Annotated in this window: 19 protein-coding genes; 1 reads left to right on the forward strand and 18 read right to left on the reverse strand. The window is 57.8% G+C overall.

The features are described from left to right. Window positions 1-445: 445 nt before the first annotated feature. The 14 genes from Q9R35_RS00175 to hcaE all read right to left on the reverse strand — a co-directional run bounded on the left by Q9R35_RS00175 (window position 446) and on the right by hcaE (window position 13,904). On the reverse strand, window positions 446-1,858 hold the full coding sequence (locus tag Q9R35_RS00175) for an amidase (RefSeq protein ID WP_222653557.1): 1,413 nt from the start codon (window positions 1,856-1,858) through the stop codon (window positions 446-448). After that, window positions 1,851-2,033: a hypothetical protein gene (locus Q9R35_RS00180; protein WP_042487209.1), complete on the reverse strand. Its 183-nt coding sequence runs from the start codon at window positions 2,031-2,033 to the stop codon at window positions 1,851-1,853. Before Q9R35_RS00180 ends, Q9R35_RS00175 begins: the two co-directional genes overlap by 8 nt. Before the next feature lie 505 nt (window positions 2,034-2,538). Then, window positions 2,539-3,156, reverse strand: a complete 618-nt coding sequence (locus Q9R35_RS00185) for a hypothetical protein (RefSeq protein ID WP_311219149.1) — start codon at window positions 3,154-3,156, stop codon at window positions 2,539-2,541. Between the two features lie 331 nt (window positions 3,157-3,487). Further along, window positions 3,488-4,732: a 3-(3-hydroxy-phenyl)propionate transporter MhpT gene (gene mhpT, locus Q9R35_RS00190; RefSeq protein WP_063691164.1), complete on the reverse strand. Its 1,245-nt coding sequence runs from the start codon at window positions 4,730-4,732 to the stop codon at window positions 3,488-3,490. A 140-nt stretch (window positions 4,733-4,872) separates the two neighbouring features. Continuing rightward, complete coding sequence (dmpG, locus tag Q9R35_RS00195; RefSeq protein ID WP_311219150.1) at window positions 4,873-5,907, reverse strand: 4-hydroxy-2-oxovalerate aldolase; 1,035 nt, start codon at window positions 5,905-5,907, stop codon at window positions 4,873-4,875. Between the two features lie 17 nt (window positions 5,908-5,924). Further along, the gene (locus Q9R35_RS00200; protein WP_311219151.1) at window positions 5,925-6,872 is read right to left on the reverse strand and encodes an acetaldehyde dehydrogenase (acetylating); all 948 of its coding nucleotides are present in this window, start codon (window positions 6,870-6,872) and stop codon (window positions 5,925-5,927) included. Between the two features lie 25 nt (window positions 6,873-6,897). Continuing rightward, window positions 6,898-7,695: a 2-keto-4-pentenoate hydratase gene (gene mhpD, locus Q9R35_RS00205; RefSeq protein WP_042487224.1), complete on the reverse strand. Its 798-nt coding sequence runs from the start codon at window positions 7,693-7,695 to the stop codon at window positions 6,898-6,900. Between the two features lies 1 nt (window position 7,696). Beyond that, window positions 7,697-8,551 (reverse strand): alpha/beta fold hydrolase, encoded by an 855-nt coding sequence (locus Q9R35_RS00210; protein WP_063691170.1) that lies wholly within the window; start codon window positions 8,549-8,551, stop codon window positions 7,697-7,699. Between the two features lie 32 nt (window positions 8,552-8,583). After that, entirely contained in the window at window positions 8,584-9,531 is a 948-nt protein-coding gene (locus Q9R35_RS00215) for a 3-carboxyethylcatechol 2,3-dioxygenase (protein WP_063691172.1), read from the reverse strand. Between the two features lie 19 nt (window positions 9,532-9,550). Continuing rightward, on the reverse strand, window positions 9,551-10,840 hold the full coding sequence (gene hcaD / locus Q9R35_RS00220; RefSeq protein WP_311219152.1) for a 3-phenylpropionate/cinnamic acid dioxygenase ferredoxin--NAD(+) reductase subunit: 1,290 nt from the start codon (window positions 10,838-10,840) through the stop codon (window positions 9,551-9,553). After that, window positions 10,840-11,655, reverse strand: coding sequence for a 3-phenylpropionate-dihydrodiol/cinnamic acid-dihydrodiol dehydrogenase (gene hcaB / locus Q9R35_RS00225; RefSeq protein ID WP_311219153.1), 816 nt, complete (start codon window positions 11,653-11,655; stop codon window positions 10,840-10,842). Before hcaB ends, hcaD begins: the two co-directional genes overlap by 1 nt. Continuing rightward, on the reverse strand, window positions 11,652-11,972 hold the full coding sequence (gene hcaC, locus Q9R35_RS00230; RefSeq protein WP_311219154.1) for a 3-phenylpropionate/cinnamic acid dioxygenase ferredoxin subunit: 321 nt from the start codon (window positions 11,970-11,972) through the stop codon (window positions 11,652-11,654). The genes hcaB and hcaC overlap by 4 nt, the downstream gene beginning before the upstream one ends. A gap of 28 nt (window positions 11,973-12,000) precedes the next feature. Beyond that, window positions 12,001-12,549: a 3-phenylpropionate/cinnamic acid dioxygenase subunit beta gene (gene hcaF / locus Q9R35_RS00235; protein ID WP_042487236.1), complete on the reverse strand. Its 549-nt coding sequence runs from the start codon at window positions 12,547-12,549 to the stop codon at window positions 12,001-12,003. Then, window positions 12,546-13,904, reverse strand: a complete 1,359-nt coding sequence (gene hcaE, locus Q9R35_RS00240) for a 3-phenylpropionate/cinnamic acid dioxygenase subunit alpha (RefSeq protein ID WP_311219155.1) — start codon at window positions 13,902-13,904, stop codon at window positions 12,546-12,548. The genes hcaF and hcaE overlap by 4 nt, the downstream gene beginning before the upstream one ends. Window positions 13,905-14,290: 386 nt before the next feature. Between hcaE and Q9R35_RS00245 the strand changes: the two genes are divergently transcribed. Then, window positions 14,291-15,244: a LysR substrate-binding domain-containing protein gene (locus tag Q9R35_RS00245; RefSeq protein WP_311219156.1), complete on the forward strand. Its 954-nt coding sequence runs from the start codon at window positions 14,291-14,293 to the stop codon at window positions 15,242-15,244. A gap of 91 nt (window positions 15,245-15,335) precedes the next feature. Here the strand turns inward: Q9R35_RS00245 and Q9R35_RS00250 are convergent, their stop codons facing one another. The 4 genes from Q9R35_RS00250 to Q9R35_RS00265 are packed head-to-tail and all read right to left on the reverse strand — an operon-like array spanning window position 15,336 to window position 18,213. Beyond that, the gene (locus tag Q9R35_RS00250; protein WP_042487247.1) at window positions 15,336-15,641 is read right to left on the reverse strand and encodes an addiction module antidote protein; all 306 of its coding nucleotides are present in this window, start codon (window positions 15,639-15,641) and stop codon (window positions 15,336-15,338) included. Window positions 15,642-15,653: 12 nt separating this feature from the next. After that, the gene (locus tag Q9R35_RS00255; protein ID WP_086061155.1) at window positions 15,654-15,944 is read right to left on the reverse strand and encodes a type II toxin-antitoxin system RelE/ParE family toxin; all 291 of its coding nucleotides are present in this window, start codon (window positions 15,942-15,944) and stop codon (window positions 15,654-15,656) included. A 49-nt stretch (window positions 15,945-15,993) separates the two neighbouring features. Next, entirely contained in the window at window positions 15,994-17,394 is a 1,401-nt protein-coding gene (gene dbpA / locus Q9R35_RS00260) for an ATP-dependent RNA helicase DbpA (RefSeq protein WP_063691182.1), read from the reverse strand. Window positions 17,395-17,439: 45 nt separating this feature from the next. Beyond that, window positions 17,440-18,213, reverse strand: coding sequence for an IclR family transcriptional regulator (locus Q9R35_RS00265; RefSeq protein ID WP_042487251.1), 774 nt, complete (start codon window positions 18,211-18,213; stop codon window positions 17,440-17,442). Between the last annotated feature and the right edge of the window lie 279 nt (window positions 18,214-18,492).

Consider the following 18,492-nt stretch of genomic DNA (forward strand, 5'->3'; position numbering starts at 1 on the left):
CGCAATCGCCCGCGGCAAGAACTCTGACTCGCCGCTCAGCCCTGGGGCGAACCCGAATGGCTTATTGAAAGAACATAGAGTCCCTCTGTGTTTACGATTTTGATGGCTTTGGCTTTGGCTTTGGCTTTGGCTTTGGCCTGGTTGGGGATTGCTTGTCTTGGTCTTTGTCTTTGCTTGGTTTGGTCGGGTGTGGGGTATCGGGCCAGTTCGTGTGGGGTCAAACTGTCTGAGTCCACTTAAGTGACTGAGCAGGCAAGGAGTCGCCTGACGTGTTTGGCGTTCAGCGTGGGATGCTGAAAGATGACGATAGATCAGAGCTGTATTTTTGTTGTTTTCGGTAGCGGGGTCCGAGCTGTAGAGATTGCTTCTTTTCTCCGCTTTTCTAAAGAAAGCCCCTGTCCGCTAACAGCAGACAGGGGCTTGTTCCTGTGGGGCTTAGTTTAGCTTACGGTTTCAGGACGGGGTGGTGTCCTGCCAGTGGTTTCATGTTTTCCACGGCGTAGGCTACGTTCAGAATGCGAGCTTCTTCAAAGGCGGGGCCGATGATTTGCAGGCCTACGGGCATGCCTTCGGAGATGCCGGCTGGCACGGTGACGGCGGGCAGGCCGGTCAGGTTGCTGGGGCCGGTAAAGCGGATGCCTTCGTCGATGAAGTCCAGGGTTTTGCCGTTGATGTTGACGGTATCGGTGCCGATATTGGGTACCTGGCAAGGCAGGGTGGGGGCGATGATGACGTCTACGTCGTTGAAGGTGGCGGTAAATTGCTGTTTCAGTGCACGGCGTACTTGCTGGGCTTGCAGGTAGTCGATGCCGCTGAACAGTTCTCCCAGCTCAAACAGGAAGCGGATGTCGCCGCCGAAGTCGTCGGGGCGTTTGATCAGGTCCTGGTGGTGGATGGTGGCAGCTTCGGTCAAGCTGACGGCCAGCTCGGCCCATTCGGAGTAGCGCAGGGCGGGGACTTTCAGCGGGATGATTTTGGCGCCCTGTTTTTCCAGGTCGGCCAGGCGGTCGCGGATTACTTTTTCGATTCCGGCGTCCACGTTCTTGAAGAAGTAGTCTTCGATGATGCCGATGCGCAGTCCTTTAACGTTGCCATTCAGTGCGCTCAGGTAGGAACCGACGGGAACGTTGGCGCATGTGGGGTCGCGGCCATCAAAGCCGGCGATCACTTCCAGCATGGCGGCGGCGTCAGCGACGGTCTTGGACATGGGGCCTACGTGGTCCAGGGTCCAGGCCAGGGGGTAGACGCCGAATTTGCTGACGCGGCCATGGGTGGGTTTCAGGCCGACGATGCCGCATGCGGCCGATGGGATACGGATGGAACCGGCCGTGTCGGTGCCCAGGGTGTTGTAGGAGCTGTGGGAGGCCACCGCTGCACCCGATCCACCGCTGGAGCCACCGGGGACGCGGTCGGCATTCCAGGGATTATGGACGGCGCCAAAGTGTGGGTTGTTGTTGTCGATACCCCAGGCGTATTCGTGCATGTTCAGCTTGCCGGTGAAGATCACCCCGGCATCGCGCAGCTTGGTAGCCACGGTGGCGTCATCTTTGGAGACAAAGTCCTTGTGGATTTTGGAGGCCATGGTGGTGACCTCGTTCGCAAAGTAAATATTGTCTTTCAGGGCCAGCGGAACACCGTGGAAAACGCCTTTGTACTTTCCGGCCATGATGTCCTGTTCCGCTTGTTTGGCGCTTTTGCGGGCCTGCTCAGCGGTAACAGAAATGTAGGCGTTGGTTTGCTTGTTGGATTGCTCGATGTAGCTCAGCAGGTTGTCGGTCACTTCAACGGGGGAGACGGCTTTGCTGCGCAGCTTGTCGGCCAGATCGATGACGCTCAGTTCAAGCAGGTCTTTATTCATGGTGGTCGCCTCCGGCCAGGTGTTTGATTGCTACGTCGGCATCGTCAATGGCGATGCCTTCCAGATTGCCTTTCATGGCCTGGATTTCGCGCCATTTGACTTCCAGGTTCTCCAGGTGCTCGGGGCTGGGATGTATCCCTTTCGCCGCCAAGGCGTCTTTCACACTTACCGTCATTTGTCTTCTCCTTGTGGTGGTCATAAAACAGGCATGCATAAATCGCGCGCACAAAAAAAGCCCCACCCCTGGTGACAGGGAGTGAGGCTTTATTGCCTGCATGTCGCTGGCAACTTTGGCAGCGCATGCATCTGTTTTGGCAGACAAAGTTGTCTGCCTAATTAATCTACAAAATATGCCTTCTGAAAAATACTAGGGTTTTCCAGCGCTTGGGATGACGGCAGTGCACACAGGCTTGGCGGGCCTTTGGCCGCGGACCGAGCCTCCATGTTTACCCTGCATGGATGGTTTGCCAGCAGGTTTTTCGGATTATTCCTAGACCTGCACGGCGCCCGGAATCTTACGATTTGAAACATCGTTTACCGGCTTCACCGCCCAGTACGTACGTCTTCCTAATAAAATCGAGGCAGACATCAGGCCAGGAACTTTGGAGGCCGCTGCCACTTTTGTCATCCTGTACCCCTGATTCCAGGGAATAAAAAAGGAGCCAGTCTGGCTCCTTTTTTTACTGGTTGGCTGGACTTTCCTGCCAGCGCAAATAGGCATTGCGGGTCTGGGCAGAAACGGACTCCAGTACCTTTTGATGCGCCACTTTATGACGCGCCAGCAAACGCGCATCCGCCACGGTGCGGGACTTGCAGAACCAATGGCAGCTGTGTTGAAACAGGTACAGCTCTGCGGACAGATGAAAGGCCCGGCTCTTGGGGTCCAGTTGCTGCGGGTTGTCCACCATATGGCGTAGCCCGCCGGCATGAATTTGCAAGAGCTGGCGGAAATCCCGTGTCATTGACGGGATGATACGTTCTGCGTAGGGCACACAGAAGGGCAGCATGCCCACTCGGGTGCTTTCAGCCGGTTCCTTTTGCAGCAGATCGGCCAGGGATTGAATCTGCGTGGCGACTGCGTTTTCGGTCTGGGCAAACATCTCCAGCACCTGCAGTTGGCGTGACGGGTCCTGCTCGCCAATCGCGCGGGTATAGCCTTCTGTCAGCGTTTCCATATGGCGCTCCAGCTGGAAGCTGCTCAAGTGGCGACCCAGCAAGATAATGCGCCCGCGCTGATACCGTGCTCGCACAAAGTGCAAGGCAATGGCGGCGGCCAGAAGAAGTAGTACTGTGTCCATCGTCCGTGTTTCCGTACAGGGCCAGGCATTTTATTGTTTTCCGCTGCAGCGTCATGCCTGACCATAAAAAATCGGCTGCGAAATAGCAGCCGGCCATTGTATCTCGTCATTCCTTATTCTTGTTTTCATTCTCATTGAGGATTGCTAGCGTAATGGATGAGATACGCAGGATTGGGCTTGCTGAAAACAGCAGATGACAACAGACAAGCACAGACGCGCCGAGAGGCGCGTCTGTGCTTATGCACTTGCTCTTGGCGTATTAGTGAGCAAGCAGGGCAAGGGGCATCGTGTGTGAGCGGACTGGAAGGCCGATCCGCACAATGGCTTGCGTTCAGGCCTTCGTCGCAACTGGCAAGCCTGGGCGGTCTGATGATTGTGTTTGTCCTTGATGGATCTGACGCACCACCAGCAGCATGCACAAGGCCGAAACAACGATGCAGGGAATAGCCGAACTGATGACGCCCGCGGCACCGTATCCCTGGCTGAGCAACATACCTGCAATGGTTGGGCCCAGAGTCGCGCCAATGCGGCCAACGGCTGCGGCTGTGCCAACGCCAGTGGCGCGTACGGCCGTGGGGTAAACAATACCGCCAAAGGCATACAACACACCCTGGCAACCGATCACAAATGCACCCGTCAGGGCTGCGGCCCAATACATCTGCTCCAGGCCCGCCGCGCCGTTCAGGCTTAACAAGCCAGCCAGAATACCGCCGTACATCAGCGCAATGACCAGGGCCTTCTTCCAGCGGTCTGTCAGATAGCCCAGCAAGACGGTGCCCACGGTTGCGCTGACCATGAACCAGAATTGCGCAGTGCTGCCTTGCTTGCGGCTAAAGCCCAGTTCCTGGAACAGGGAAGGCAACCAGCTCAGCATCAGATACACCACCATCAGCGTGAAGAAGTAGCTGACCCACAAGAGCAGGGTACGGGTGGCCAATCCATTTCTGAACAGATCCTGGAAGCGTCCCTGGACGATGTCCTGGCTCTGGCGTGCCTGCAGAAACTCGCGTGATTCGGGCAAGAACCACACCATGACAGGAATGACGAGCAGGGGCAGCAAGCCGCCCAGGTAGAAGATGTTTTTCCAGTTCTCGCCAAAGTTGGAGGCGGCCACCAGTGACAGGATGGCTGCACCTACAGGCATGCCCGCATACATCATGCCTACAGCGCGGGCACGATGTTCTGGCTTGACCGACTCGGCGGCCAGAGTGATCAGGTTGGGCATGGCTGCGCCCAGCCCAGCACCAGCCAGAAAGCGCACCATCAACAGAATGGCCAGGCTGTTGACCCAGGCGGTGAACAAGGTAAACAGGGCAAAGATGGCAACCGAGGCAATCAGCACGGCCTTGCGACCGTATTTATCTGCCCAGCGCCCGCCCATCAGTGAACCGGGCAGCAGACCCAGAATGCCTGCACTTAGAAAATAGCCCTGATAGGTTTTATCCAGACCAAACTCCGCTGCCACGCCTTTAACGGCAATGCCAGCAGCCTGAATATCCATGCCTTCGATAACAGCGATCAGAAAGCAGATCGCCACGGTAATGACCGCGTGTCTGCGGCCGTGGGTTTGTGTCATTGCAATGTCTCCTCGGTTGACCGGGACGTTTTTTTATTGCTTCTGCGACCTGCCCGCCCCGAATTCAGGGCGCAGAGATTCGCTCACCGCGCGCTAAAGCGGCGGTGAGTCGGGGTAGAGCTTTTTTTGAATTTTTGGAATCAGGCCGTCGCGGCTTGTCGTTGCAGCAAGTCCAGAGCCACGTCCACGATCATGTCTTCCTGGCCGCCCACCATGCGGCGCTTGCCCAGTTCGACCAGAATGTCCACGGTTTTCAGACCGTATTTCTGGGCGGCCACTTCGCTGTGACGCAAGAAGCTGCTGTAGACGCCTGCGTAGCCCAGGGCCAGGGTTTCGCGGTCTACGCGCACCGGGCGATCCTGCAAGGGGCGCACAATATCGTCCGCTGCATCCATCAGGGTGTACAGATCCGTGCCATGGTTCCAGCCCATGCGTGCGGCGGCAGCAATAAACACTTCCAGCGGAGCATTGCCGGCTCCAGCACCCATGCCCGCCAGGCTGGCATCGATGCGGTCGCAGCCTTCTTCCACGGCCACAATGCTGTTGGCCACACCCAGGGATAGGTTGTGGTGGGCGTGAATGCCGGTTTCGGTTTCGGGCTTGAGCACATCCTTGAAGGCGCGGAAACGGTCGCGCACATCATTCATGTTCAAGGCCCCGCCCGAGTCGACCACATAGCAGCAGGTCGCCCCGTAGCTTTCCATCAGCTTGGCTTGTTCAGCCAAATGTTGAGGCGTGGTCATGTGGCTCATCATCAGAAAGCCCACCGTATCCATGCCCAGATTGCGGGCATATTCGATGTACTGCTTGCTGACGTCGGCCTCGGTACAGTGCGTGGCCACCCGCACAATGCGGGCACCGGCGTCATAAGCGGCTTTCAGATCGTGGATGGTGCCAATGCCTGGCAGCAGCAAGGTGGCAATCCTGGCATGAGTAATGACCGAGGCCACGGCCTCAATCCATTCCAGGTCGGTGTGTGCGCCAAAACCGTAGTTGAAGCTGGAGCCACACAGCCCGTCGCCGTGGGCCACCTCGATGGAATCGACCTTGGCCTGATCCAGGGCACGGGCAATATCCATGGCGTTTTGCAGGCTGTATTGATGTCGTACCGCGTGGCTGCCGTCGCGCAGGGTCACGTCGGAAATAAAGAGCGTCTTGTTGGGATCGTGTGCCATTGTGATGTCCTTGCGTGTCATGCGGTTTGCGTCAGCAGGCGGGTTTGGGCCAGACGCTCGGCGCAGGCCAGCGCGGCACTGGTCATGATGTCCAGGTTGCCAGCATAGGCAGGCAGATAGTGTGCGGCGCCTTCCACCTCGATAAACACCGAGGTTTTCAGGCCGGAGCGCCATCCCAGACCGGGCACATTGATGGGCTTGTCCTCGGGGACCACATCGAACTGCACTTTTTGCTTGAGGCGATAGCCGGGCACGTAGGCCTGCACCTTGTCGGCCATGCGCTGGATGGACTGCTCGATTTCCGCTTCCTGGCCCGGATCGCTGAGGGTGTAGACGGTATCGCGCATCAGCAAAGGCGGCTCGGCCGGGTTGAGCACAATGATGGCCTTGCCCACGGTGGCACCGCCCACGACTTGCATGGCTTTGCTGGTGGTCTCAGTAAACTCGTCAATATTGGCGCGGGTGCCCGGACCGGCGGATTTGGACGAGATCGAGGCAATGATCTCGGCGTAGTGCACGGGGGTGACCTGCGAGACCGCCGCAATGATAGGGACGGTGGCCTGTCCGCCGCAGGTGACCATATTGATGTTGGGTGCGTCCAGATTGTCGTCCAGGTTCACGACCGGGATGGTGTAGGGGCCGATAGCCGCAGGAGTCAGGTCAATGACCTGGATGCCATGCTCTTGCAGGACGGCATTGTGACGGGCGTGGGCTCCGGCGCTGGTCGCATCAAACACAATGCGAATGTCCTTGAAGTTGGGCAGCTTCAACAGCCCATCCAGTCCTTCATGGGTGGTGGGCACGCCAAGGCGGGCCGCACGGGCCAGACCATCGGAGGCCGGGTCGATGCCGACCATCGCGCCCATTTTCAGGTGTTTGCTTTGGCGCATCACCTTGATCATCAGGTCGGTGCCGATATTGCCCGAGCCTATGATGGCGACGGCAATGCCGTTGGGGTTTGTCATGTGTGTTACTCCGTACAAAGAGGACTTAGCCTGCGCTGAAGGTGACGGATACCGAGCCTATGCCTTCGATCACGGCTTCACAGTGATCACCGGGAGCAACGGGTGCCATCGGGCCTAGTGCACCGGTCAGAATCAGATCGCCGGCCCGTAGCGGTTCGCCCAGTTTGGCCATGGTGCGGGCCAGCCAGGCGGCGGCATTAAAGGGGTGGCCCAGGCATTCGGCACCGCTGCCACTGGAGGCCAGTTCCCCATTGCGATGCAGGCTCATGCGGGCATTGCGCAGGTCCAGGCCGTCCAGGCGACGAGCAGGGCCGCCCAGCACGTACAGGCCGCTGGAGGCGTTGTCGGCCACGGTATCCACAAAGCGGATATCCCAGTTGGCAATGCGGCTGCCCACGATCTCCAAAGAGGGCATGACCCAGCCCACTGCTGCGGCGACATCGCCAAAGCTGGTGTCGGCATGGGGCAGGTCGCGCTCCAGCACCAGGGCAATTTCGGCTTCAATCTTGGGTTGCAGGACACGCTCGACAGGGACGGTTTCGCCATCGCCATAGGCCATGTCGGCAAACAGCGCGCCAAAGTCGGGTTGCGACACGCCCAGTTGCTGCTGGACCTTTGGGTTGGTCAGGCCAATCTTGCGGCCTGTCAGGCGACGGCCTTGGGCAAGCCCACGGGCAATATTGATGCGCTGGATGGTGTAGGCCGCCTCGGCATTGTCTTCACCAATCAGGCTGCGAATCGGGTCTATGGCCTGATTGCTGCTCTCGGCCTGGCGCAGACGGCTGGCCAGGGTATCGAGCAGATCGCTGGATGCCTTGTTCATCTCAACGCTCCAGGAAGTCTAGAACCAGCTGGTTGAATTTCTCGGCATGTTCCCACTGCGCCCAGTGACCGCACTGGTTGTAGACATGCAGCTCGGAGTTGGGAATGCCAGCCAGCAGACGCAGGCCGGTATCGAAAGGCACAACCCGGTCCTGACGGCCCCAGATGATCAGGGTAGGGGCGGTAATGCCGGGCAGACGTGGGCTGAAATCGGGGAACTGGCGGGGATTGGCTTCCAGGGACGTCAGGAAGTTTTCCAGGTGGTCCTTGCGGCTGAGCATATTGTTCAGACGGGCTTGCAGCAGCTCTTCGGTCAGCACGCTGGCGTCGAATACGAACACATTGTTAAAGCGCTTCAGGTTTTCCAGCGTGGGTTCGCGGTACAGACCGTTCAGCAGCTTGATGCCTTCGCTGGGCATGGGGGTAAACAGGCTCATGCCACCTGTGCCGCCACCCATCAGAACCAGCTTGGCCACGCGCTCGGGCCAGGTCAGGGCAAAGGCAACCGAGCTATGGCCGCCCATGGAATTGCCCAGCATGTGGATTTTTTCTATGCCCAGCTGGTCAATAATGCTTTTCACCACACGGGCGTTCAGGTCGGAGCGTGAACCGCTGTTGACGATGGAATCGCTCTTGCCCCAGCCAGGACAGTCGATCAGCAGGACGCGGTAACCGGCCTGGGTCAGCGGTTCAATATTGCGATTGAAGTTGGCCCAACCGGTGGCACCGGGGCCGGAGCCGTGCAGCATGACAACCGTCTGTTCGCCCTGACCCAGATCGTTGTAGTGGATGCGTAGTTCCTTGCCTTCCTCGACCACGGTCGCGAAACGGCTGTAATCAGATTCATTCAGACTCATGACAATCTCCTGATGTTTTGTTGTGGTGGATTTCAGTTCTTGCTGGGATGGGCGGACAAGCCACCAAAACCGGCAATCCACTCGGGAATTTCGCGGTAGTAGCGATGGCCTGCTTCGTACGGGCCATAGGCCGACAGCCCGGCAAAGGCGGCTACCCAGGTTTTGACTTCGTGGGCGCTGCGGCCTGCCAGGGCGGACACGTCGTCGTTGGCGACCTCATCGAGCTGGGCATAGCCCTGCGTTTGCAGCAGATCCAGAAAGTTCTGGTCCCATTCGGGGTTGAGCGGATGCAGAACAGAAGGGTCCTGGGTGAAAGCTTTGCCAGCATCAATCGTGCGTTGTGTGCGGGCGGCACGGGCTTCGGGCGACAGTGTGTAGCCTTCGCCGTCCAGCGAGCGTCGTACGGCATCGGGGGCTTCGGCGTAGACGGGGACAGGAGGTTGATGCGACAAGCCGCCCGAACCGATCCAGAGCACGCGCTTGCCAGTGGAGCGGGCCCATTGGCCGATGGCCTCGCCCAGCAAACGGGCACGCTTGAAGGTTGGCAAGGGGGCGGCAACCGAGTTGATGAAAACTGGAATAACCGGGTACTGGTCCAGACTGCCCACCAGGTGCTCCAGCGGATAGGCAGCACCATGATCCAGCTGCATATCGTGTGAAATGGCGACGTCCACACCGCTATTGATCACATGGGTAGCACATTGCGTGGCCAGCTCGAAGGGCACGTCCAGGCGTCCGGCCAGGCTGTCAAAATCGCCAATGGCATGCGCGCCGGTGCCGATGCAAAAGCTGGGCATGACGTTGTAGAAAAAGCCGTTGAAGTGATCGGGGGTGAACAGCACGATCAGGTCAGGTTTGAATGCCGCAATGCGTTCGCGGGCGGCTTTCTGTACTGCAAAGACCTCGTCCAGTACGTTTTGTGCCGGATCGTGATGCCCCAGCAAAGGCGTGTGTGAAAGACACTCCAGGTGTGCCAGCATGTCAGTCTCCTGATTCTGATTATGGGTGTACGGGTGCCGCTGCTTCGCCAGCCAAGGCAGCGGTTTGGCTGTTTGTTGTCTGCGCGACTTGTTTGGCCAGATTGCGCAGGTTCTGGGCAGTGTCGTTCCATACCTCCAGCGGCAGGACGGCCCGGTGTTCAATCAGCTCTTTAAGCGGGCGCATATCGCGGCCCTGATTGACGGTGATGGCACCGCAAATGGCCCCTTCAGGGTCCAGACCAATCAGGACAAAGGGAGGCGTGTCCAGCTTGCCGCGCAAGATCCAATGGGCAGCGGTCATGTCTGCGGCGAATTGAATGTTCAGATCGCATTGGTCTGTCCAGAACCAGGCCGGGCAGGCTTGGACAGGTTCCTGATTCAGCATGTGGCAAACAGCCATGCAGGCCTGACGGTTGGCGTTCTCCCAGGTTTCCTGTCGTTGCCAGCGGCCATCCAGACCAATTTGCACGGTGGTATCACCGGCGGCATAAATGGCAGGCTGGGAACTGCGGCCGTGCTCATCAATCACAATCGCACCCTGTTCGGTGTGCAGTCCGGCGCTATCGGCCAAACGGGTATCAATGGTCACACCGACACCGTAAATCAGCAGATCACCTTGCAGTTGCTGGCCATTGCTCAGTGTCAGCGCCACTTTCTGTTCTTCGTCCAGGCGGGCCTTGCTGACCTGTGTACCCAGGTGAAAGCGCACGCCGCGAGCTTCATGCACGGTTTGCAGATACTGGCTGAGGATTTCCGGCGCGTTGCGCCACATAATGCGGCTGGCCGGATCGATCAGTTCCACTGTGGCACCCAAAGCGACCAGGCTGGATGCCAGTTCCAGGCCGATGACACCGGCACCGACCACCAGCACATGACTGCCGGGTTTGAGCTGGGCGCGGATGCGGTTGGCATCGTCCAGGGTACGCAGCACATGCGATACCGAGCCCAGCGCGTCCAGTTCGGGCAAGCGTCGCGCTTGCGCGCCCGTTGCCAGCAAGAGGCTGTCGTATCGCAGGGTTTCGCCGTTGGACAGCGTGACGCAGCCTTGTTGAGCGTCAATCGCTTCGGCACGGATACCCAATTTCAGGCTGATGTTCTGCTCGTTGTAAAAGCTGGCTGGATGCAGGTTCAGCTGCACATTGTCGGGGTCCAGCAAGGCGTCTTTGGACAGGGGCGGACGTTCGTAAGGCAGGTGGGGTTCCTCTCCGACCAGGGTAATCTGTCCGGCAAAGTCACGGCGGCGCAGTTCAGCGGCAGCCGTGGCACCGGCCTGTCCCCCACCAATAATCACGATATGAGGTGTCTGCATCACAGCTCCAGTCCACCGGCCACATTGCGTATGCCGCGTATTCCCAGACCTGCGTCGGCATTGATCATGACGCCGGTCAGAGTCTGGTTGTTCTGGCGCGAGGCCAGCAGCACAAAGGGGCCGGTAAATTCTTCAGGTTCGGGAAAGAATTGCAGGGGCAGGATCGCTTTGATGGCATCTGGTGAACGCGAATCCATGATGCGCGTATCTTGCTGCCCCAAGGCTTGCGGGCCTCGCAAATCGGTTTTCATGCCGCAAGGCCCCACGCCGTTGACACGGACTTTAGGCGCCAGCTCAAAAGCCAGTTCGCGAATCAGACCGACCGCGGCATGTTTGCTGGCGGTATAAAGCGGGCCACCGCCTTCGGCGTAAAAGGCCGAATTGCTCAAGGTGAAAATCATGCTGCCGCAGGATTTGACCAGTTCGGCGGCGGCGGCCTTGGCACCGAGCAGATAGCCTTTGACATTGATGGCAAACAGCTCGTCAAAGCCTTTGTCCAACTGCTCCATGCTGGTGTTGATCAGCCGTGCACCATGGTCCCAGACCGCAGCATTGCCAATAAAGCAGTCCAGCTTGCCAAAGCGGGCCACCGTGGCCGCCACGGCGTTCTGGTTGTCGGCTGCGCTGCACACATCACCCTGGATGGCCAGCACCTGGCCGTCGAATTTCTGTTCCAGATCGGTACATTTTTCTGCCGAGCGTTCCAGCACAGCTACGGATGCGCCTTCCTTTAGAAAGCGCTCTACCAATGCCAGACCCAGGCCTGAACCGCCGCCGGTAATCAGGGCGACTTCGTTTTGCAGCCAGCCATTCATGCCTGGGCCTCCAGATCGATATAGACCATGCCTTCGCTGATGATCACCGGATAGGTGCGTAGTGCCTCGGTCGCGGGCTGGCACAGGGCAGCGCCCGTTTTCAGACAGAAACGGGCAGCGTGCAGCGGGCACTCCACGGTGCCGTCGTCCTCGATATAGCCTTCGGACATGGACGCGTTGCCATGAGTGCAACGGTCGTCAGTCGCATAGAAGGTGCCATCAATATTGAACAGGGCAATCTGGCGGTCGGGAGTGTCTATCTTCAGTGCCTCGCCATCGGCCAGGGCACTGGTTTCACATGCGGTAATGCGTGTCATATCAATCAACATCGGAAAGTGAGCAGGGTCAGAACAGAACGCTCAGGTTGTGGGATGTAATGACGACTTGATCCAGAACGATCTCGCGTTCATACAGTTCCCAACCAAAGCGGTTGTCTGCGCGGCGTACATAATCCAGGCGCTTGCCGGCGTACCAGGTCTCGTCCTTTTCTTTCTGGGCGCGGTACAGGATGTAGTTGCTGCGTATCTCGTAACCCTGGCCGTCGGCGGAGGGGCGGATACGCAAGTTGCTGACAAAGTGGCGGGTGCGCGAAGGGGGTTCCTCCGCCCAGGCCATGCCGGTTTCCAGACGAGCAACGCGGCGTTCCAGCTGGAACTTGTTGTCGTTGAAAATCCAGGTGGTCGGCGGTTGTACGCTGCGGCGGCGATCACGTGTTTGCGCATTGCTGGTGCTGCGCATGTGGTAGTGGATGTCCTCGGACAGCAGATCCAGCCAATCGCGAAATTGCCAGTCGTCCAGCAGTTCGGCTTCCATGTAAAGGAAGTCGGCAATTTCATGATGCAGTTGCATGTCGACGATAGCTGTTTGGGTTGGTTCTTCAATGACGGCGCTCATTTCACCAGCTCCTTTTCGTAGACGCGGCTGCGCTCCAGCACTTCATCCCAGGTCTCGGACACCATCAGGTCGGCCCAGTACTTGTACAGACCGCGAGCGGCTGTTTCGGAGAAAATGTAGTTGGTCACGCCCGGTACGCCGTCGCTGCGCAGACCTTCATTACCCAAGCCCATTTCCATGCACAACTGAGTGCCACGGGCGCGTTTGCCACGCAGGATTTTCTGAATTTCAGCCCAGTTCTCGGAGTCGTCCTGTTCCAGGAAACCGGCGGGGCCAAAGGCGCGGGTGGCGCTGCGTTCAAACGCGGCCTTCACATCGTCGGGTGCGGCGGCATCGGCAATACAAAATGCCCAGACTTCCACCTGGTTCGGGCCGCGTGGATGCCAGACGCGCAGTGTCGCCGTGCCGTTCAGCCAGCTCAGTGTGGGGAACATATTGTTGTGACCGGCCAGACGCAGGGCACGTACTTCGCCCAGGCGCTCGTGGGCTTCGGCATAGGTGTCGCGAAAGTATTGTGAAACTTCGCCATCTACCCACACGTTGGCATCGGGCTGCTCGGTAAAGAAGAAGCCACTGCCATGGCCGCGTTGGCCATATTGAACGGCGTCCTTGGCGGTTTCCCAGACCGGGCGTGCAGTTTGGCCGGCACCCAGTGCCTTGTCCTCGTCACCGGGCTTCTGGCCCAACACTTGCACGGCAGACGCGTGCGAAAACAGGGCGTGGTATTGGTCAGATGCGAACTGTTCGGCGGGGAATTTCCAGTTGCATTCAATGGTCCATTTCTGAACACCGCCGATGATTTCGGTACCGCCTTCGCGCCGGTCCAGCACACCGTCCAGGTACCAGGCAATGTCGCCCATGTACTCTTCCAGATCAGGAGCGGTGGCGTCCCAATTGCCAAAGACCAGGCCTTTGTATACTTTGACGCGGGTCACTTCCTGCAGACCCCACTTTTCCTTGCATAAGCCTTGCGGATAGGCGCGTGGTTCCAGCGGTACATCCACCAGATCGCCGTTGGTGCCATAACTCCAGCCGTGGTAGGGACAGGTAAAGGCTTTGGTATTGCCCGAGTCGGCGTAGGACACGCGCATTGAACGGTGTCGGCATTGGTTCAGGAAGGCCTTGATCGAGCCGTCTTTTTGACGGACCACGATAATCGGGTCTTCGCCCATATAGGTATTGAAGAAGTCTCCCGCTTTGGGAATCTGGCTGGTGTGACACAAAAACAGCCAGGTGCGGCCAAAGATGCGTTCCAGCTCCAGCTCATAAATATCCGGGTCGGTGTAAATGGAAGGGGTAACACGTCCATTACGTGCATCGACCAAGGCTTCGATTTTTTCAGGGTTGATTCCCATCGCTTGCTCCTCGCTATTGCAATGCGTGCTTTTGCAAAACAGGTTTTTGTCGCCAACGGCAAAATGTAGAAGCTTGAAATGAATCCGACCAATACTTGCTTTAGATCGGGTGATCGGCAAACCCGATAAGTCCGCTTTAAAACCCTGGTACGGATAGGGCTTAAGTCTGAAGTCCAAGATTGATGCGGCTTTACAGAGACCTAGGGTTTACGAGAGCTTCAATTGCTGCGCTGCAGCAATGAGAATCGCAGCTGCTTTTGAAGTCTTGGTAGCAGCGACAATAGTGCTTACAAGAACGGCCTTTTCAGGTGAGATACCGCAGGCCCAGCCAGATGCTGTTCGGGTCCGAGCCGGACAGAGGGCGACTAATTTGACAGGAGACAAACTTGGAATTGCGACACTTGCGTTACTTCGTTGCAGTCGCGGAAGAGTTGAATTTCACCCGTGCTGCCGAGCGGCTTTACACCTCTCAACCCTCCCTGAGCGAGCAGATTCGTAATTTGGAGGAAGAGATTGGCTATCCCTTGCTGAACCGGACTCGTCGCAAAGTCGAGCTGACGGAAGCCGGGGCTGTTTTCCTGGATGATGCCCGCGAGATTTTGCAGAAAGTAGACGAGGCGGTGATACGTGCTGGCAAGGCGGCGTCGCAAGCCAGAGAAGTGCTGACGATAGGTTTTGTGCCTGCGGCAGAAGTCCGTATTTTTCCGGCAGTCTTGCCTGCTTTCCGTGCTGCATTTCCACAGGTGGATGTGGTGCTGCGCAGTCTGACGTCCAACGAGCAGGAAGGGGCCATGGCTCGAGGGGAACTGGATCTGGGTTTTATGCGCGGTCCGGTGCGGGCGAGCAATGTCTGTAGCGAGGTGGTGCTGGATGAGCCGTTGCGGGTTTATCTGCCTAAAGGCCATCGCCTGGAAGCGTACAGCCTGATCCCACCTGCGCGCTTGAACCGCCTGCCCATGATAGCGGTGGACCGCTCTTATGGGCGTTCCATGCACGATGTGCTGGCTCGCTATCTGGCCCACCACAAGGTAGTGCCCGAGCATACCTATAACTCGGCCAACCCCTTGATGAGTATTAATCTGGTGGCGGCCGGTTTGGGCTACACCTTGCTGCCGACTTATGCGGAATACTTCATGCCCAAGAATGTGGTGTCGCGGCCCTTGATCGGTGGCGGCCCGCGCTGCGAGTTATTGATGGCCTACCCAAGAGAGACCGGCAGCATGAGTGAAGCCGCTGCCAGCCTGATAGAACGCATACGTAAGCTGGCACGCTGGCATGGTTCGGGACCTTCAGCGGCCAGTCATTTGAAACAGGCGCCCAGCAAAATAGCCTGTATGTAGGAAGAACAAGAGTTTCTTGTTTGAACCTGAAGGGCGGACGGAGAAATGACGCTTGTACCAGCTATGTTTGGGCTGGTACAAGCGTGTGGGGTTAGGAATTGTGGGGAGCAAGCTGCGGTTGCAGTTTGATTCCCAACGCGTGCATGACTTTCAGAATGGTGCCAAAGCTGGGATTGCCTTCGCCAGACAGGGCTTTGTACAGGCTTTCACGTCCCAGGCCCGTTTCCTTAGCCAACTGGCTCATACCCTTGGCGCGAGCAATATTACCTAATGCTTTTGCAATAAAAGCGGCATCGTCGCCAGCTTCTTCCATGCAGGCTTCCAGGTACAGCACCATGTCTTCCTCGGTTTGGAGGTATTCGGCGCTATCCCATTTGCGTAATTTGATGGTTCCCATGATGATCGCCCCTTATAGTTGCCGCGCGATTTCCAGCGCAGTTTTAATATCTTTATTCTGGGTAGATTTATTGCCACCCGCCAATAAGATCACGATCTCCAGTTCACGTTGTACAAAGTACACACGGTAGCCAGGTCCGTAGTGAATACGCATTTCGGACACCCCTTCGCCGACTGGCTCGCAGTCTCCAAAGTTGCCATCTTCAGCTCGGTCAATACGAACCTGAATCCGTCTAGCGGCCTGCTTGTCGCGCAGACCGCCAAACCAGTGATCGAAGGTATCGGTGGTGTGGATAGTCTTCATGGACTGATTGTATAAAACAGGATACAGTCAGTCAAATACTGCTTGGTATTTATTTATCTTCCACAAAACGCATACGGAAGCGACGGCCCTTGATATTGGCGTTGGCGATGCGGTCAAAGTATTGACGCGCAATCCGGCGGTCCAGGGCTACGTAGGAACGGGCGTCGGTAATCGCAATCTTGCCTACCTGGTCGCCTTTCAGGCCCACATCGCGGGTCAGGGCGCCGAGCAGGTCGCCGGGGCGCAGCTTGTCTTTTTTGCCACCCTGAATTTCCAGCGTCATCATGGGCGCGCGTAGCGGCTCTTTGGACTGCGAGCGCAAGGCTTTCAGATTGCCCCATTTCACTTCGCTGCCCTGGAATTCTTCAATCAGCTTCACCCAGCGCTGTTCGCTGCGTGAGACCAGATTCAGGGCCAGGCCTTTCTGATCACCACGGCCAACACGGCCAACGCGGTGAATATGCACTTCGCTGTCCTTGGTGACGTCTACGTTGATGACGGCGCCCAGATTCTGAATATCCAGACCGCGCGAGGCCACATCGGTGGCAACCAGTACGGCGCAGCTCTGGTTGGAGAACTGCACCAGAATCTCGTCGCGATCACGCTGTTCCAGATCGCCGGTCAATGCCAGAGCCTGGATGCCTTCGGATTGCAGTTCTTCCACTACTTCCTGACAACGCATTTTAGTGTTGCAGAAAATCAGGGTAGAGGCGGGGCGGAAGTGCTCCAGCAGTGTTACCACGGCAGACAGGCGCTGCTCGGGATGAACTTCGTAAAAAATCTGTTCGATCTGACTGGCATCGTGCAGCGCTTCCACTTTGACTTCGGCGGGGTTTTTCAGAAAGCGGGCGCTGAGCTTGCGGATATTTTCCGGATAAGTGGCGGAGAACAGCAGGGTTTGACGGCGGGGCGGACAGTGCGAGGCAATGGCCACGATGTCATCGTGAAAACCCATATCCACCATGCGGTCGGCCTCGTCCAGCACCAGGGTTTTCAGGGCGGACAGGTCCAGATTGCCGCGCTCCAGATGGTCCTGAATCCGGCCCGGTGTTCCCACCACCACGTGAGCGCCATTGCGCAAGGCTTCTGTTTGTGGGCGTGAGGGCACGCCACCACACAGCGTCAGCATGCGCACGTTAGGAATCTGGCGGGCCAGACGACGCAGCTCGGTGGTGACCTGGTCAGCCAGCTCGCGCGTGGGACAGATCACCAGGGCTTGCGGTGTCAGTTTGCTGGGGTTGAGGGTTTGCAACAGACCCAGGCCAAACGCGGCAGTTTTGCCGCTGCCGGTCTTGGCTTGGGCGATCAGGTCGCGGCCTTGCAGAATCAAGGGCAGGCTTTGTTCCTGAATGGCCGTCATTTTTTCAAAACCCAGGCTATCCAGGGTTTCAAGCAAGGCGGGCAGAAGGGGAAGGGTACTGAAAGAGGTATGGGGCACGATGGGTGACATCAAAAAGAACTGCAAAATAAAGGATTTAGCGACAGTTTACCGGTATCAGGCCTTACGTGACGCCCCCAATCGTTCAGACAAACGATTCGCCAGCTTGCGCATGGCCTCACCGGCACGGCGTTGAGCTGCTTCATCTGCTTCCTGGGTCAGCAAACTGACGGCTACCCCGGCCACGGCGGCGCGGTTATTGGAATCAAACACGGCGGCTCCAAAGCAGTGCATGCCGTCGCGCACGCCACAGGCATCCACGGAGTACCCCAGGCGCTGCACATCGTTCAGCTCCATCATCAACTCATCCTTGTTGCGTGGACCATGCACGGTGAGCGGTTCGGGCCAGGGATGGTTCAAGGCCTGCTCCAGCTCCGATCCCGGCAAGGTGCTGAGCATGGCCTTGCCCGTTGCCGTATAGACCGCTGGCAAACGCATCCCGGCGCGAAACGTGAAACCCAGTGGGCGCGTTCCGTTGCGGCAGGCTATGTAGACCACATCCTCACCATCCAGAATGGACAGGGTAATGGTCTCTTCAGGCAGGACGCGCATATCGTCCCAGGCCGCAAAGAACTCTTGCGTCAGGTCCAGTTGGGACAGGAAGGCATTGGCCCAACCCATCACGTGTGTGCCCAGGGTGAAACTGCCATTTTCCAGCTTACGAATCAGGTGCAGATCCAGCAAGGTGGTGCACAGACCATAGAGGGAGCTTTTGGGCATGCCCAGGCGTTTGACCAGGTCCGTAAATGACAGGGGCTCCGGTGAGGCCGCCAATTCGTCCAGTACGGTGACTGCACGTACTACAGCCGGAACCAGTTTCTTCTCTTCCACTACGACTAACTCCATAACAACACACAGGAAGTCCATAAGCCCCGGGGGGCTGAACTCTGGAAACAGGGGTAAGGGTCCGTCAGTACCGCTTGACGCATCACTCGGGCGAGCCGACCGGACCAGACGCACAGGTCCTGAATTAGGCCAGATTTGCCGCTTTGATGCCAGCGTTCCATTGTGCCCTCAAACACCCCAAAACAAAAAATACGGCGACTGATCTTCTACGGGTAAACCCGTAAGCCGATTCGTTGACGTCGCGTTTTTTCGGCTCCTATAATT

This window comes from Alcaligenes sp. AB3, from assembly GCF_031844565.1.
Lineage (GTDB): Bacteria > Pseudomonadota > Gammaproteobacteria > Burkholderiales > Burkholderiaceae_B > Alcaligenes > Alcaligenes faecalis.